This window comes from Salinivibrio socompensis S35, from assembly GCF_000513715.1.
GTDB classification, from domain to species: Bacteria; Pseudomonadota; Gammaproteobacteria; order Enterobacterales; family Vibrionaceae; genus Salinivibrio; species Salinivibrio socompensis.
Map to the genome: position 1 here is coordinate 13,102 of NZ_AQOD01000104.1, position 14,149 is coordinate 27,250.

At 49.1% G+C, this 14,149-nt stretch carries 16 protein-coding genes and 2 pseudogenes; 4 read left to right on the forward strand and 14 right to left on the reverse strand.

Annotated elements, in window-relative coordinates:
* Positions 1 to 43: 43 nt before the first annotated feature.
* The 8 genes and pseudogenes from DZ54_RS0111710 to DZ54_RS0111745 all read right to left on the reverse strand — a co-directional run bounded on the left by DZ54_RS0111710 (position 44) and on the right by DZ54_RS0111745 (position 5,454).
* On the reverse strand, positions 44 to 535 hold the full coding sequence (locus DZ54_RS0111710; RefSeq protein ID WP_025674257.1) for a cyclin-dependent kinase inhibitor 3 family protein: 492 nt from the start codon (positions 533 to 535) through the stop codon (positions 44 to 46).
* An 11-nt stretch (positions 536 to 546) separates the two neighbouring features.
* Positions 547 to 1,548, reverse strand: a complete 1,002-nt coding sequence (locus tag DZ54_RS0111715; RefSeq protein ID WP_025674258.1) for an ArsJ-associated glyceraldehyde-3-phosphate dehydrogenase — start codon at positions 1,546 to 1,548, stop codon at positions 547 to 549.
* A gap of 11 nt (positions 1,549 to 1,559) precedes the next feature.
* Complete coding sequence (locus tag DZ54_RS0111720) at positions 1,560 to 1,901, reverse strand: metalloregulator ArsR/SmtB family transcription factor (RefSeq protein WP_025674259.1); 342 nt, start codon at positions 1,899 to 1,901, stop codon at positions 1,560 to 1,562.
* A 182-nt stretch (positions 1,902 to 2,083) separates the two neighbouring features.
* Positions 2,084 to 2,317: a thioredoxin family protein gene (locus tag DZ54_RS0111725; RefSeq protein ID WP_025674260.1), complete on the reverse strand. Its 234-nt coding sequence runs from the start codon at positions 2,315 to 2,317 to the stop codon at positions 2,084 to 2,086.
* Between the two features lie 9 nt (positions 2,318 to 2,326).
* Positions 2,327 to 3,340 (reverse strand): permease, encoded by a 1,014-nt coding sequence (locus DZ54_RS0111730; RefSeq protein ID WP_025674261.1) that lies wholly within the window; start codon positions 3,338 to 3,340, stop codon positions 2,327 to 2,329.
* A 99-nt stretch (positions 3,341 to 3,439) separates the two neighbouring features.
* Positions 3,440 to 4,003, reverse strand: coding sequence for a sigma-70 family RNA polymerase sigma factor (locus DZ54_RS0111735; RefSeq protein WP_081721659.1), 564 nt, complete (start codon positions 4,001 to 4,003; stop codon positions 3,440 to 3,442).
* Positions 3,996 to 5,053: pseudogene (gene arsB, locus DZ54_RS21320) on the reverse strand (ACR3 family arsenite efflux transporter). Before arsB ends, DZ54_RS0111735 begins: the two are co-directional and overlap by 8 nt.
* A gap of 65 nt (positions 5,054 to 5,118) precedes the next feature.
* On the reverse strand, positions 5,119 to 5,454 hold the full coding sequence (locus DZ54_RS0111745; RefSeq protein ID WP_025674263.1) for a metalloregulator ArsR/SmtB family transcription factor: 336 nt from the start codon (positions 5,452 to 5,454) through the stop codon (positions 5,119 to 5,121).
* 564 nt (positions 5,455 to 6,018) lie between these two features.
* Between DZ54_RS0111745 and DZ54_RS0111750 the strand changes: the two genes are divergently transcribed.
* Both DZ54_RS0111750 and xthA read left to right on the forward strand, forming a co-directional pair.
* On the forward strand, positions 6,019 to 6,219 hold the full coding sequence (locus DZ54_RS0111750; RefSeq protein ID WP_025674264.1) for a hypothetical protein: 201 nt from the start codon (positions 6,019 to 6,021) through the stop codon (positions 6,217 to 6,219).
* Between the two features lie 133 nt (positions 6,220 to 6,352).
* Positions 6,353 to 7,156 (forward strand): exodeoxyribonuclease III, encoded by an 804-nt coding sequence (gene xthA, locus DZ54_RS0111755; protein WP_025674265.1) that lies wholly within the window; start codon positions 6,353 to 6,355, stop codon positions 7,154 to 7,156.
* A 135-nt stretch (positions 7,157 to 7,291) separates the two neighbouring features.
* Here the strand turns inward: xthA and DZ54_RS0111760 are convergent, their stop codons facing one another.
* The 6 genes from DZ54_RS0111760 to DZ54_RS0111785 all read right to left on the reverse strand — a co-directional run bounded on the left by DZ54_RS0111760 (position 7,292) and on the right by DZ54_RS0111785 (position 11,816).
* Positions 7,292 to 7,969, reverse strand: coding sequence for an ABC transporter permease (locus DZ54_RS0111760; RefSeq protein WP_025674266.1), 678 nt, complete (start codon positions 7,967 to 7,969; stop codon positions 7,292 to 7,294).
* Between the two features lie 6 nt (positions 7,970 to 7,975).
* A complete protein-coding gene (locus DZ54_RS0111765) occupies positions 7,976 to 8,716 on the reverse strand; it encodes an ABC transporter permease (protein ID WP_025674267.1) in 741 nt (246 codons plus the stop codon).
* Positions 8,717 to 8,754: 38 nt separating this feature from the next.
* On the reverse strand, positions 8,755 to 9,531 hold the full coding sequence (locus DZ54_RS0111770; RefSeq protein ID WP_025674268.1) for an ABC transporter substrate-binding protein: 777 nt from the start codon (positions 9,529 to 9,531) through the stop codon (positions 8,755 to 8,757).
* An 84-nt stretch (positions 9,532 to 9,615) separates the two neighbouring features.
* Entirely contained in the window at positions 9,616 to 10,326 is a 711-nt protein-coding gene (locus DZ54_RS21325; RefSeq protein WP_051416015.1) for an ABC transporter ATP-binding protein, read from the reverse strand.
* A gap of 264 nt (positions 10,327 to 10,590) precedes the next feature.
* Complete coding sequence (locus tag DZ54_RS0111780; protein ID WP_025674269.1) at positions 10,591 to 10,890, reverse strand: hypothetical protein; 300 nt, start codon at positions 10,888 to 10,890, stop codon at positions 10,591 to 10,593.
* A complete protein-coding gene (locus DZ54_RS0111785) occupies positions 10,887 to 11,816 on the reverse strand; it encodes a tetratricopeptide repeat protein (RefSeq protein ID WP_128080516.1) in 930 nt (309 codons plus the stop codon). The genes DZ54_RS0111780 and DZ54_RS0111785 overlap by 4 nt, the downstream gene beginning before the upstream one ends.
* 429 nt (positions 11,817 to 12,245) lie before the next feature.
* Here DZ54_RS0111785 and DZ54_RS0111790 point away from each other — a divergent pair, with 429 nt between their 5' ends.
* Both DZ54_RS0111790 and DZ54_RS0111795 read left to right on the forward strand, forming a co-directional pair.
* Positions 12,246 to 13,757, forward strand: a complete 1,512-nt coding sequence (locus tag DZ54_RS0111790) for a DUF3360 family protein (RefSeq protein ID WP_025674271.1) — start codon at positions 12,246 to 12,248, stop codon at positions 13,755 to 13,757.
* 133 nt (positions 13,758 to 13,890) lie between these two features.
* Positions 13,891 to 14,115 (forward strand): annotated as a pseudogene (locus tag DZ54_RS0111795) (hypothetical protein); the annotation flags it as partial.
* Positions 14,116 to 14,149: the final 34 nt, after the last annotated feature.

Genomic DNA, 14,149 nt, shown 5'->3' on the forward strand with positions numbered 1-14,149 from the left:
TGAGTCTCTGCAATCGCGCCATACAAAATGGCGCGTGTTGATGTTATTGATTAGCAATATCTCGGATGTATACCAACTGGTTTTCTTTTGTGAATGCACCCGGTCTAAGCGCTTGAACATGGGTGATGATATCGTCTAGTTGCCACCCTTTTTCTAATAAAAGATGCGCGGCCAATAGCCCTGTTCGTCCTGAACCGCCTAAGCAATGCATCGCAATGTCTTCACCACGTTTTAATGCTTGGTGTAATGACGGCGATATATGCTGCCAGCGTGCATGAAAAGCGTCATCTGGTGCACAGTCATCTTCTATCGGCGTATGGAACCACTGCAGCCCCAAGGCTTCAACATGCGCGGCTAAATCATTCACGCCTTGTGCGTGCATCTCGTCTTGACTTAGCGCCGTCACCACGACAGTCACGCCTTGCGTTTTAAGTTGCGCAATACTGTCACGCAGCGTCACTTGTTTGGTTCCCGGACACGGTGTAAGAATCAACCCTCCAGTATCCAGAGGTAACCGCCAGGTAGGGTGTGTCATCTCAAAACTCCTTAAATACCGCCGACGTTGCGTACCAGCTCTGCGGTGCGCGTGGCATAACCCATTTCGTTGTCATACCACGCATAGACTTTGACCATACGTTTACCCACCACCATGGTCGATAAACCATCAATAATGGTGGAGCGCTGATCGCCACGGTAATCAATCGAGACCAACGGGCGTGCCTCAAAGCCAAGAATGCCGTTCAGTTCGCCGTCCGCAGCGTCTTGTAACAATGCGTTCACCTCGTCGGCAGTGGTATCGGTTTCCACATCAAAAATCACATCCGTCAGTGACGCGTTAGCGAGGGGGACACGTACCGCGTGACCATTAATCTTACCTTCCAGATCCGGGAAAATTTCCACAATCGCTTTCGCCGATCCTGTGGTGGTCGGGATCAAGCTCATGCCACAGGCGCGGGCGCGACGTAAGTCTTTATGTGGGGCATCCAAAATGGTCTGGGTATTGGTTAAATCATGAATGGTGGTAAAGGTCGATTGCGCAATCCCCAGCTTTTCATGGATCACTTTCACAATCGGTGCCAAGCAGTTCGTGGTGCACGACGCCGCGGTAACGATTTGGTGTTTGCTGGGGTCAAAAATCGCGTCATTCACCCCCACCACGATATTCGCTACACGTTCGTCTTTAACCGGTGCGGAGACCACCACGCGCTTTACGCCTTGGTCTAAGTAGTGTTGCAGCAAATCCGCGTCACGGTGTTTTCCGGTTGCCTCAATCACCACATCACAACCTGACCAATCGACCGCATCAATCGCTTTTTCTTGGCTTGTGGTCAGTGTTTGGCCGTTAATCTGGATGCGGTTACCTTCCGCACTCACCGCGTGGTGCCAGCGCCCTTGCACCGAATCAAACTCCAGCAAATGCGCCAGCGTTTCCGTATCTCCCGCCACATCATTAATGTGGACAAATTCGAGCTCTGGCCAGTCAAATGCTGCACGTAATGCCAAACGGCCAATTCGACCAAACCCATTAATTCCGACTTTAATTGTCATAACTCTCTCCTTTATACGCAGCAAGTTGGGCGTGATGCCATCTTGGCAAGCCGCGTGATATCGTCTTGATAAGTGTCTTTTAGGCAGTTGGAGTCCACCAAGCCCTGAATTTGTTTGCGCATCCAACCGGGTAAATCGGGCGCTAAGCGATAAAACACCCACTGTCCTTGGCGCGTATCGACTAATACCCCGCTGGCACGCAGCTGCGCCAAATGGCGCGAGATCTTCGGCTGCGAAGTATCCAGTGCCTCGGTCAGCTCGCACACACATAACTGCCTTTCACGGGCAATCAACAGCAAACACCGCACGCGTGTTTCATCGGCCAATAATTTGAAAAACTGATGAGGCAACATACGCTCTCTCATTACGCTTTTTACATGTACATATGGATATGCGTATATTATGACTCACACATAAAAATGCAAGCACCGCAGAAAGCTGTCATAAAAGTTTAATTGTGATTGTCTGGGAAGAAAAAAAGCAGCCCGTGGGATGGACTGCTTGGGGACGTCTCAATGTGTTGACGTTTGTTAGACTAGAGCAACCATTGTTTAATCATCTCGTCACTGGGCACACCGCCAGCATGGACCACTTGCTCATCCATCACCACCGCCGGTGTCGACATCACGCTATAAGCCATCATGGTTTCAAGATCGGTGATTTTTTCAACTGAAACATCGATACTCTGGTCTGCCGCAATCGCTTCTATCTTTTCTGCTGTATTCGTGCAATTAGCACAGCCTGATCCCAGTACTTTAAATTGTTTCATTGTTTTCTCCTAAAATTGCCAAAAAGGTAAATTAAAGACCCATCCTGTCACCGTGAACCCAGTCAGTAAAAGCGCAAACAGGATCGCGAGTAGGCGCCACTGCATCACCTGCTTTAGCATCACAAACTCAGGGACACTGGCCGCGACGGTGCTCATACAAAACGCTAGCGTGGTGCCCAATGGCAAGCCGTTGCGTAGCAAACTTTCCATGATCGGAATAACCCCTGTCGCGTTCGAATACAGAGGGATCCCGATAAACACCGAGGCGGGCACCGACCACCATTGCCCCGCCCCTAGGTGGGATTCAATCCAGCCATCGGGGACAAAGCCGTGCAATGCCGCACCAATACCCACACCAATAAACACCCATTTCCAAATGCGCCCAACAATGTCTTTCATTTCTTGTTTAGCGAACTGATGGCGAGCATTCAGTGAGATCGGCGACGCACTCGACGGTGATGCTTGGGTTGGTGAAGTAGTTGATGAATCGGATTGTGCTTGCGCCTTTTCCATCGCATTAGACGCGAATGGCTGTAACCAACGCTGCGCGCCGATGGCATCTAAAAACCAGCCACTCACGATGCCAATGGTGATCCCCAATGCCACATACGCAAGGGTAAACTCCCACCCCAAAAGACTGAATAGCAGCAGAATGGCCACTTCGTTAATTAGCGGAGAAGTGATGAGAAAGGCCATGGTGATCCCAAGCGGGATCCCTGCCGAAGTAAAGCCAAGAAAAACCGGAATGCTCGAACACGAACAAAAAGGGGTGATTGCGCCGAAAAAGCTCCCCGAGGCATAACCAAAGAAGCGCTTTTTGCCTGCTAAGTAATCACGAACACGCTCAACCTTGAGTGACGCACGGAAAAGCGCAATGACATAAATCATCACGATCAACAGCGCGAGGATTTTGGTGGTGTCTTCAATAAAAAAGTGAACTGCCTCGCCCAGCCGCGTATCCGACGATAGCCCGATAAGTTGATAAGCGAGCCAATCGGCAAAATAGGTAAAAACTTCAAACATACTGCGTCCTCTTATCGTGTGTTAACGCGCTGATGGTTTGAAGGTCATCAGCGCTCGTTATAGATAAGACGGACGAGGGCTAAAAAGGATGCAAAAAAATCAGTCTGAATCTCGCAAATGGCAACATATCCGATGGTGTTCATCGAACTGAATGTTGCACTGCGCCAGCAGTATTTCTCGCAAATGCTGTCGCGCACGCTGAATGCGTGATTTAACCGCCGGCAGTGAAAGTTGATGAGAGTCGGCATAATCACGCTGAGTGACGCCACCGAGATCACATTGCTCAATCACATCACGCTGTTCGTCTGGCAAGCGCCACAACGCTTGGGGTAGGCACGCCATTAATCCGGTGATCGCTGGCGGCGCATCGCGGCTATCAGGAAGTGGCTCAGGATCCTCAACCAGTAATACTTTGTTTTGTTTTCTATACCTGTCGATCAACAAATGATGGGCGGTACGATACAACCAGGCGCGCGGCTGTTGCACCGCGCAAAACTGTTCATTGTGTTGCAACGCCCGTAGAAAGGTCTCCTGTAACACATCGGCACTCAGCACGTCATCATGGGTTTGTTTGATTAGCCAACGATAAAGCGACGATTCATAATCATGCCATGCCTCAAGCAAGCATGGCATAGTCGACGTTGACGACAACTGACTAGTCATAACGCCGTTTCATCCTCAGCGCCACATTCACCAAGGCAATCAGCACAGGCACTTCAACCAGTGGCCCAATCACGCCCGCAAAGGCTTGATCAGAGTGAATACCGAACACCGCAATCGCCACGGCAATCGCTAACTCAAAGTTATTACCTGATGAGGTAAATGCAATCGACGCGTTGCGGTCATAGGGGATCCCCAGTTTTTTGCCCACAAAGAAGCTAATAAAGAACATCAACACAAAGTAGATAATGAGCGGTACGGCGATACGTAAAACATCGAGTGGCAACGCAATAATCGCTTCCCCTTTGAGGCTAAACATCAACACAATGGTCGCCAACAAAGCGATTAACGTCATCGGTGAGATACGTGGCAGAAAGACATCCTCGTACCATTGCTCACCCTTTTTAGCGACCAACACGGCACGTGATAGGTAACCCGCTGCAAAAGGAATACCCAAGTAAATCAGCACACTTTGCGCGATGTCGCCCATGGTGACATCCACCACAAAGCTTTGTAGTCCCAGCATGGGTGGCAAAACGGTAATAAACAGCCACGCCATTACACTGTAGGTGACGATCTGAAATAAGCTATTCAGTGCGACCAATGCCGCGCCATACTCTTTGTTACCGCCACTGATGTCATTCCACACCAAGACCATGGCAATACAACGTGCAAGGCCAATCAATATCACCCCCGCCATGTAGCCGGGCTCATCGCGCAAAAACAGCACCGCCAGTGCAAACATGAGAATAGGGCCGACAATCCAGTTCATGACCAGCGACAGCGTGATGGCTTTTTTATCACGCGTGACCGACCCCAATAAGCGATAATTCACTTTTGCCAGTGGTGGTACATCATTAAAATCAAGCCAATCGCCAGCGGCACATTGGTGCTGCCGACCGATAAGCGCTCACTGAGGGTCGCCACTTCTGGATACACCCACCCTATACTGACCCCTATGGCCATGGCGAGGAAAATCCATACGGTTAAATACCGATCAAGCCACCCCATTTTTTGGGCAGCCGACGGGGAACAGGTTTCTGTTTGAGACATAATAAAAATCCTTGGTTATGACTGACGTTGAATCCACTCAGACGGATCATAATGCGACACGCAAACTATAGACGATGCTCACAAGCCGTTTTTCCCTGCATCACTGAGGGAACGGAGACCAGTAGCGATGGATTATTGATGGCGGTGGCGCGTAAAATACCGACCATCCAGTCGGGTAATGCAGGATGAAGCTGGTAATAGACCCACTTTCCTCGACGCTCCCCGACGACCAATTGGTGCTTACGCAACTCAGCCAGATGCCGTGAGATTTTAGGCTGACTCAACGCTAACGCCTCCATCAGGTCGCATACGCATAGTTCACCGTGCTCTGACAGCAGCAATAGAGAGATAAGCCGAGTGGGCTCAGATAAGGCTTTGTAAAACGTTAGGGTGTCACACATCAATATAGTCCGCACTTTTTATATATGATAGATCATATATATGTTTTCCCATATGTCAATTAATACCCAGCCAATTAATATCCAGAAAAAGGCACAGTGAGTAAAAATATGTTTCTGTTAAACGGTGACGTGATTCTTTAACAAAATGCTTTACATTCACTATCAATACTGTATTCTCGTTGGCGCTCTAGATACGGAGCATCATGAGACATCAAGTCAAAGTCGAGACAGACCACGCTATTTTCCGCATAGACTCTCTGAAACATTCCACTTTCGCTTTTTTCCTATATTGATAACCCGTTAACTTGAATACCTTTTTTGCTATCACGCTTATTTATTGGTTAACAATAATGCGTTGGTATCACTTTACCTGTGGTGATGGCTTGACTGACAAGGTGCTGGCTCATGGAGCGGCACATATCGTTAAGCATCACGAACCTCTAAACCTATGGAGATCCAATATGGCTGCAACAAACGGCAGACTGCGTCACTGGTACCATTTACGCCGTACGCAAACACAACCACAAACCCCTTCAGCAACCTTTAAATCAGTAAGGAACGCCATTGATAGTTAATTTTTCTTTACCCAAACATGCTAACTGGCAAGTCGCGGTTCATCAGTTCAACGGGGACATTATCCTCAAGCACTTGCTTCATCGTCTTCCTGTTTTGTTTCAACCGACACTGCGTTTTGACCCCTGCACCCAAGAAGGCGCAATTTTTAGTCAAGGTGAGTGCTTAGGCGCCTTTTCGATCGCAAGCTAACCTCCCCCTTATTCACGTACCGCGCATTCTCGTCATCACTTGCCGAGCATTGCATTGAGGCCGCCTTTCCGTTCATCGAACGAAGCTGGTAAAGTGTCTTACTCTCAATAAGACAACAAAGGCAGCCTCACACGTGAAAATCATCTCCTTTAATATCAACGGTATTCGTGCGCGTTTACATCAACTGCAAGCCTTAATTGAAAAGCACCAACCTGACGTGATCGGGTTGCAAGAAACCAAGGTGCATAATGATGCTTTTCCACTCGCTGATGTCGAAGCCATGGGCTATGAAGTGCACTTCCATGGTCAAAAAGCCCATTACGGCGTGGCAATGCTATGTAAAAAAACGCCAACACGTGTGCAAAAAGGCTTCCCAACCGATGATGAAGACGCCCAGCGCCGAATGATTATGGCCACCTTTGAAGATAAAAATGGCCAACCCATCACGGTACTCAATGGCTATTTCCCACAAGGGGAAAACCGCAGCCACGAAACCAAATTCCCTGCAAAACGTAAATTCTACCAAGATTTAATGGCTTACTTGGATGGCCGTGATCCTAATGAGCAATTGGTGGTAATGGGCGACATTAATATTAGCCCGCAAGACAAGGATATTGGCATTGGCGAACAAAATGCCAAGCGCTGGTTACGCACCGGTAAATGTTCATTCTTACCTGAAGAGCGCGAATGGCTCGGTACTTTGATGGACTGGGGCTTTGTCGACACCTTCCGCGCGCTGCATCCAGCAGTGAATGACCAGTTCTCGTGGTTTGATTACCGCTCACGCGGTTTTGATGATAACCGTGGTCTGCGCATTGATGTGGTGTTAGCCACCCAAGATCTTGCCAGTCGCTGTATTGAAGCGGGGATTGACTACAAGTTACGCGGAATTGAAAAACCCTCCGATCACGCACCAATTTGGGCCACGTTTAAATAGGTCTACTAGTTTGCAGTGCAAACACGCTTAACGGTCCGCTCCAATATCATAACGCCGTAGCATAATGGCCATGCTGCGGCGTTTGTCGTTTATAGCGATAAGTCTGTGTTTATAGCGACGAGTCTGTTGTGAGCGCTAGCTTAATGGCCGCATATAACGCAGGAAGCGACGCTCGGCCAATCGGAACATCCATAGGATGCTAAATGTCAGCGCCATATAAAACACACCGGCAGTCAAAAACGATTCAAACGGTGCATAATAGCGCGAATTCACAATCCGAGCGGCACCGGTTAAATCGACAATGGTGATAATGCCCGCCACCGCTGAGCCGTGTAGCATAAACACCACTTCGTTACTGTACGCCGGTAAAGCACGACGCATCGCACTGGGCAGAATGATCCGCGAAAAAGCTTTATACGGACTCATGCCATAAGCAATCGCCGCTTCTACTTCTCCTTTGGGCAAGCCATTGATAGCGCCACGAATAATTTCCGCGGTGTACGCGGCAGTGTTGAGAACGAACGCAACTAGAGCACAAAACCATGCATGTTGCCACAACGAATCTTCAACGTTTACTACTTGACTAAGGCCGTAGTAAATCAAATACAGCTGGATCAGCAACGGTGTACCACGGAAAAAATAGATAAATGCCCAGGCCGGATAACGCCAAAGGGGAAACTGTGCATTGCGCGCCACAGCGACAGGCACCGCCACCAGCAAGCCAATTACTAACGCGGAGGCTACCAGCCATACGGTGGTCCAAAGGCCATCGAGATAAATCGGCCAAGTTTCGAGTACAAGTGAAAAATCCATAGTCACCTACCGCGTATGAATACTAAAGCGACGCTCCATCCAACGCAGCCCGGTGGTCGAGATGCTGGTAAAGAGCAAGAAAATGAGCGCGACGGTAAAGTAAAACGTAAATGGCATTTGGGTCGAGCCAGCTGCTAACGCACCTTTACGCACCATGTCATCCAAGCCAATAATGGACACCAGCGCGGTGGTTTTTAACAATACCAACCAGTTGTTACCAAACCCTGGCAGCGCATGCCGGATCATTTGTGGCAGTAAGATGCGACGAAACGCCAAACTGCTGCTCATGCCATAAGCACGCGCGGCTTCCATTTCGCCAGAGTCCACCGCCATGATGGCCCCTCGAAAGGTTTCAGCCATGTAAGCCCCAAAAATAAAGCCAATGGTTAAGATCCCAGCGATAAACGGGCTAACGTCGATATAGTCGGGTAAATAGGCTGTCCAGTCATGATCAGGGTTTTGTCCGGCCATGTACTCATTGAGCCATTCATTCATGCCATACAAGCTATTATTTAGCAGCATTTGACCGCCGTAAAAAATCAGCATCATGAGCACTAAGTCAGGGATCCCACGGATCACCGTGGTATAAACCGTGGCAATACCCCGCAACCAACCCAATTTAGACAATTTGGCAAGCGCACCGAGCATCCCTAGCAGCATGGCTAAGCTCAGTGATAATAGCGCAACCTGAAGGGTCAACCATGCGCCTTCTAGCAGGGACCACTCGTAACCTTTCAAATCAATCATATGATTCGGGCAGCACTTTCATGCTGCCCGCCTGCCTCTTACTCGCCGTAAACGTCGTAGTCGAAGTATTTGGCCGCAATCTCGTCATACACGCCTTTTTCACGCAATGAATCAATTGCTTGGTTAAGCTTCTCAGTCAATGCTTTGTCTTGCTTGCGAGTGGCAATACCAAAGCCTTCGCCAAACCACTCAGCGTCTGTTAACGATGGACCAATGAATTCAAACTCATCGCCACCGTCTTTATCGAGCAGCCCTTGTTGCAGTGCTGACGCATCACCGAGTATTGACTCGATACGGCCTGCTTTTAGGTCAAGATAGGCTTCATCAAAGGTACCGTAGCGAACAATATCGACCGAATCATCGTAGTTATCAGTCAGGTATTTGTCGTGTGTGGTGGCACGCTGTACGCCAATTTTCACGCCATCTAAGCCCTCTTTGGTAAAGGTCAGATCCGTACCTTTTTCGGCGACAAATTTGTTCGGGATCAACGCGTATTTATTGGTGAAATCCACTTTTCTTTTACGCTCTTCTGTGATCGACATCGCGGCAATAATCGCATCGTATTTACGCGCTAACAGTGACGGAATGATCCCGTCCCAGTCTTGCGCCACGATTTTACACTTGGCCTGCATTTCCTCACACAGTGCATTGGCCATGTCGACATCAAAGCCTTTAAGATCACCTTCGTTCGTGGTCCAGCTAAATGGAGGGTAGGCGCCTTCAATACCAAACCGTACGACCTTCCAATCCTTGGCTGCAACGGAGGTTGACCCAACTGCGGCCATCACGGCGGCAGCAACTAGCCATTTTTTCATCTTCCTTTCTCCTGTCGTTTGACGATGTTGTGTGGGCAACGGCCCAATTGCATGGTTATGCTATTGATAAGCCTATTTAATTAATCAGTATATGGAGGATATAAACTGCTGCAGGCGCTCTGAATCAGGCGCATTAAACAAGGCTTTGGGATCCCCTTGTTCTTCCACCCATCCTTGATGCAAGAACATCACGTGGTTAGACACATCACGCGCAAAACTCATTTCGTGGGTCACCGCCAACATGGTGCGTCCCTCCTCGGCCAGTGAACGCATCACTCCAAGCACCTCCCCGACTAATTCAGGGTCAAGGGCTGAGGTTGGTTCATCGAAGAGGAGTACTTCCGGCTCGACAGCAAGCGCACGTGCAATCGCCGCACGCTGCTGCTGGCCACCTGATAAGTGGCCGGGATAGTAGTCACGACGCTCGTATAAGCCAACCCGATGCAGAAAAGCCTCAGCGTCTTCAATCGCTTGTGCTTTGGGCACGCCGAGTACATGAATCGGCGCTTCAATCACATTTTGCATCACCGTCATGTGAGACCACAGATTAAATCCCTGGAATACCATCGCTAGGCGGGAACGAATGCGCTGTACTTGCTTATCACTGACTGGCACCGGCTCACCAGCACGGTTATTTTTCATTTTGATCAATTCACCATTGACCCAAATTTCGCCGCCAGTGGGGGTTTCTAATAAGTTAATGCAGCGCAGGAACGTGCTTTTTCCTGATCCAGATGAGCCGATAATCGAGATGACGTCGCCGCGGTGGGCGTCGAGTGAAATGCCTTTGAGCACTTGATGCTGCCCAAAGCTTTTTTAAGAGACTTAACTTGTAGCTGCTACTGCATCCGTCATGCGCTAACTCCTATCATCCGTGATAATGGTTGTGTTTGGTTTATGGATTGAAAATATCACCCCTTCCTTTGATGAGCAACATTTTGTTAACCTTTAAATTAACTCTATTATAGTCACTATTGCTGCATAAAAAGTCAAACTCACTATTTAATGCTGAAAAAACAAGCACCCCACCCCTAAATAATAGACACCGGCTGGGTCGGATTACGACGTGTGGCTGTCACGCTGTGTTGCACGTTTTGCTTTCAGAAGTTGAAGCGTCTCTCGCCAGCGCTCGACAAGTTCAGACGGATCCTTGCTTTGCCATTGGTCAAGCGCATAGTCGGCAAGGGCATAATCGCCAGCTTTAATTGCACTGATTGATAGCCACTGCCACAACATCCGATCGTCTTTCAGGCCGTATGACAGCGCCACTTGTGCCGTATCAATGGCCTCTTCCCAATGGCTTAATTGATAAGCCAGCATCACCTGTAACTTCAACGTCTGTTTATCAGGCTCGGTCAAATTGACTTCACTAATTCGATTAAGGGCCGCCACACGCTGATCATTTTTATCAGACATTGCACCATAAATAGCTGCTCATCACGCGTTGCTACACGCCCAAGCTGCTGTAGCCCCTGCTGCCAGTATAATAACGCTTGTTTAGCATCGTTATTATCAAGTAAAGAGGCAGCCATCGCCCGGTATAACGTGATATCCGCCTTGGCACGCGCAAGATACTGTCGCGCAGACGAATGGGATCCTGCTTTAGCATGGGCACGGGCGGCTTGCTCTACCCACTTGGGGGCAAGATCTGTCTCCCTCGTTAACTGATCAAAGGTTGCCGCCGCCGCGCTATAACGCGACAACGCCATCTCACTCAGGGCTTTCGTTTGTAATGCAAAGGCATCAAGCGCATTAAGTTCTTGAAGCTGGCGCGCATAGTCGATCGCCACATCAAATCGCGACAGCGAATAAGCGGCCTGCATCGCAAGACGCCCCAATGACGGTTGTAAATGATGCTGCTCACTGAGTTGTCGCGCATAGTTCAACACTTCCTCGTATTGATTCACGCGAAACGCCAAGCGAATGACAGCGGCGAGTGCATCCGCCTCACTGTCTTCATTCAGCGCGTTCAGCACCAACGCTTTCTGATAAGCACGATAAGCCTCGGCGCGTTGCTCAAGATAAAGGTGCGCAACGCCTTGTAAGCGCCAAAGTTCTGCTCGCTGTGATGAGGGAGGTGTCGGTTCGCCTTGCTGCGCCAGTAAAGACGCTGATAGGTTCAGGGCTTGCTGATAATCCCCGCGTTCGATGGATGCACTCACGGTCCCCAGATCCGCCGCCTGTACCGTCGCGAATGGCAGCAACAATAGAAGCATCACTGCACGTCGACGACTAACAGAAAGAAGCATTTGATACGGAAAGAGAGAAAAATATACGCGCCGCAATATTAAAATCCATTTTTAGAAGACAACACTTCGACTATAACCTATCTTTTTTATTCACTACAGCAAACAAACGATCACTGTCTTTATTTATTGACACGCACTCATAATATACATAATAGAAAGGGACACAGAAGCGTGGTTATCTTGCTGTTTTGTAGCACATATTTATCGCTTTCATTGGTAATTTAATTACAAAATAGCGATTTGATAGGTACAATGAGCGCGATAATGGGCCTAAAACTTCGGCACAAGCGGCCTAGCACGTAAAAAAATTACACGGTAATGATCTAAGTCAACATTCGAGAACCACCCTGTTGTTAGCATGCTGATAACGAAACAGAACACGGCCGCAAGGCCAGCGTTAAAAATAAACCAAGACTGGCTAAGTCGCTGTTTCGAAAGCTTTTGCTTTCTGTAGACGAGGAAATTATGGCAACACATGCTCAAGACCGCAGTGTGAGTCACGATGAAAAGAGCGAATATAAAAAGAAGCACAAGCCGGCTTCTTCATTTGCCTCCCGGGCTGACTACCTGAATCACGAACTACAAATTATGCGTCCGCGCCGTTGGGGTTTGAACCTGCCCGGCCGTGACTTCCGTTTTGAACTTGAGGACCTTGTTCCTGCGCTGGCCGGTACCATCGGCATTATCGCTATGTATTCTGCAGTGATGATGTCATGGGCGGAGGGACTCACCGCTTCTTGGGATCACATTACCTTGGGCAAAGCGTTTGCCGTTGAGGTCGCTCGCGTTGAAATGCTGATTCCCGCCCTCCTTTTTTGTGTCCTTTTGTGCGGATTTATCAATCCACGTGCTAACCTAGCCGGTAATCATGGCCCGATGATCCCGCTTGTCGGTACCATTGCACTCGCCGGTGCACACCCACTCGCATTAGGGATCCTAATCGGTGCCTTTGGTTTGACACTTAGTTATGTCAAAGGTGGTTCAAAATTAGTCAACTTAACCAGCCAGGGGGTGGCAGGTGGTTTGCTCATTTTCCTCGGCTTTGGCGGTGCGAAAGGTCAGATTGAGAGCCTGCTTGCTTGGGGTGCTGCGATTGATATGGGCTATATTTCCATTTTAATTCTGGCCGTATCGATTGTGATTTATGCCTTTTTGGCTCGCATTGGTAAACGCTGGTTGGCGATCCCTGTTTGTGCGGTCACCGGTGGATTGATTGCCACTGCATTAGGTGCCGGCTCATCACTGGAATTTGTAACACAACCTGGCGTGCCAAACCTCAATCCGGTTTACTGGTGGGGCTCAACCGAGCAAGGTTGGCAAATGGGCTTACCGACCCTATCGCACTTTCTTGCATCACTGCCATTTGCGCTGCTCGCGGTCGCAATGTGGTCACCGGATTTTCTCGGCCACCGTATTTTCCAGGAACTTAATTACCCGAAAAAGGCCGAAAAGGTATTGATGGATGTTGATGACACCATGACAGGGTGCTCTATCCGCCAAATCGTTGGGGCATCCGTCGGTGGCGGTAACATCACCTCATCATGGGGCACCTATATGATTCCCGCGGCGATTGCCCGTCGTCCGATTCCTGGCGGCGCGATTGTCCTTGGTCTGTTATGTATTGCGGTTGCGTTGATTGGTTATCCAATGGACGTGGCAACCTGGCCTCCGGTGATGACCATTGCATTGTTATCAGGTGTTTTCCTGCCGCTTCTTGAAGCAGGGATGCAAATGGTCAAAGACGCGAAGTCTAGCCAGTCAGCCGGTATTTGTATTTTCGCCTCCATGGCTGTTAATCCAGTCTTTGGTTGGGCAGTTACTATGCTCTTGGACAACAACGGTCTTATTGGTGATAAAGAGCGTCCTAATACGCTATCTAGCATCGATCGTCTGGTGATTCCAACCGCCACAGTGATCATTTGTGTGGCTGCCATGTTGGCAGTTGGAATGATTCCCGGCATTCCACCTTTATTGTAATAACACGGTCCCGCTCTCGGGCGGGCCATCCGGATAAATCGATGGGTCACAGCGTCAGCCATATTGACACAACACTATGACTGCCTCTGGTCCCAATACACATCTTTTTGAAAAGAGAACAGGTAGGTGTAACATGTCTGAGCACAATTCCAATACATGGGAAGGATTTGTTGAAGGTAACTGGAGCAAAGCCGTTGACGTTCGCGACTTCATCCAGAAAAACTATACCCCTTATGAGGGTGACGAATCATTCCTAGTGTCTGAGCCAACTGACGCGACTCGCCAATTGTGGACGCGCGTCATGGAAGGCATCAAGCAAGAAAATGACGACGCATGCACGGTTGATTTGACTACGTCTTGTTGGTTTCTACCCTGACGTTCTCACGACGCCG

Bases quoted from the DNA above. Each gene is read 5' to 3' on its own strand.
- DZ54_RS0111710 (WP_025674257.1), bottom strand. From the start codon at position 535: ATGACACACCCTACCTGGCGGTTACCTCTGGATACTGGAGGGTTGATT.
- DZ54_RS0111715 (WP_025674258.1), bottom strand. From the start codon at position 1,548: ATGACAATTAAAGTCGGAATTAATGGGTTTGGTCGAATTGGCCGTTTG.
- DZ54_RS0111720 (WP_025674259.1), bottom strand. From the start codon at position 1,901: ATGTTGCCTCATCAGTTTTTCAAATTATTGGCCGATGAAACACGCGTG.
- DZ54_RS0111725 (WP_025674260.1), bottom strand. From the start codon at position 2,317: ATGAAACAATTTAAAGTACTGGGATCAGGCTGTGCTAATTGCACGAAT.
- DZ54_RS0111730 (WP_025674261.1), bottom strand. From the start codon at position 3,340: ATGTTTGAAGTTTTTACCTATTTTGCCGATTGGCTCGCTTATCAACTT.
- DZ54_RS0111735 (WP_081721659.1), bottom strand. From the start codon at position 4,003: ATGACTAGTCAGTTGTCGTCAACGTCGACTATGCCATGCTTGCTTGAG.
- DZ54_RS0111745 (WP_025674263.1), bottom strand. From the start codon at position 5,454: ATGTGTGACACCCTAACGTTTTACAAAGCCTTATCTGAGCCCACTCGG.
- DZ54_RS0111760 (WP_025674266.1), bottom strand. From the start codon at position 7,969: ATGGATTTTTCACTTGTACTCGAAACTTGGCCGATTTATCTCGATGGC.
- DZ54_RS0111765 (WP_025674267.1), bottom strand. From the start codon at position 8,716: ATGATTGATTTGAAAGGTTACGAGTGGTCCCTGCTAGAAGGCGCATGG.
- DZ54_RS0111770 (WP_025674268.1), bottom strand. From the start codon at position 9,531: ATGAAAAAATGGCTAGTTGCTGCCGCCGTGATGGCCGCAGTTGGGTCA.
- DZ54_RS0111790 (WP_025674271.1), top strand. From the start codon at position 12,246: ATGGCAACACATGCTCAAGACCGCAGTGTGAGTCACGATGAAAAGAGC.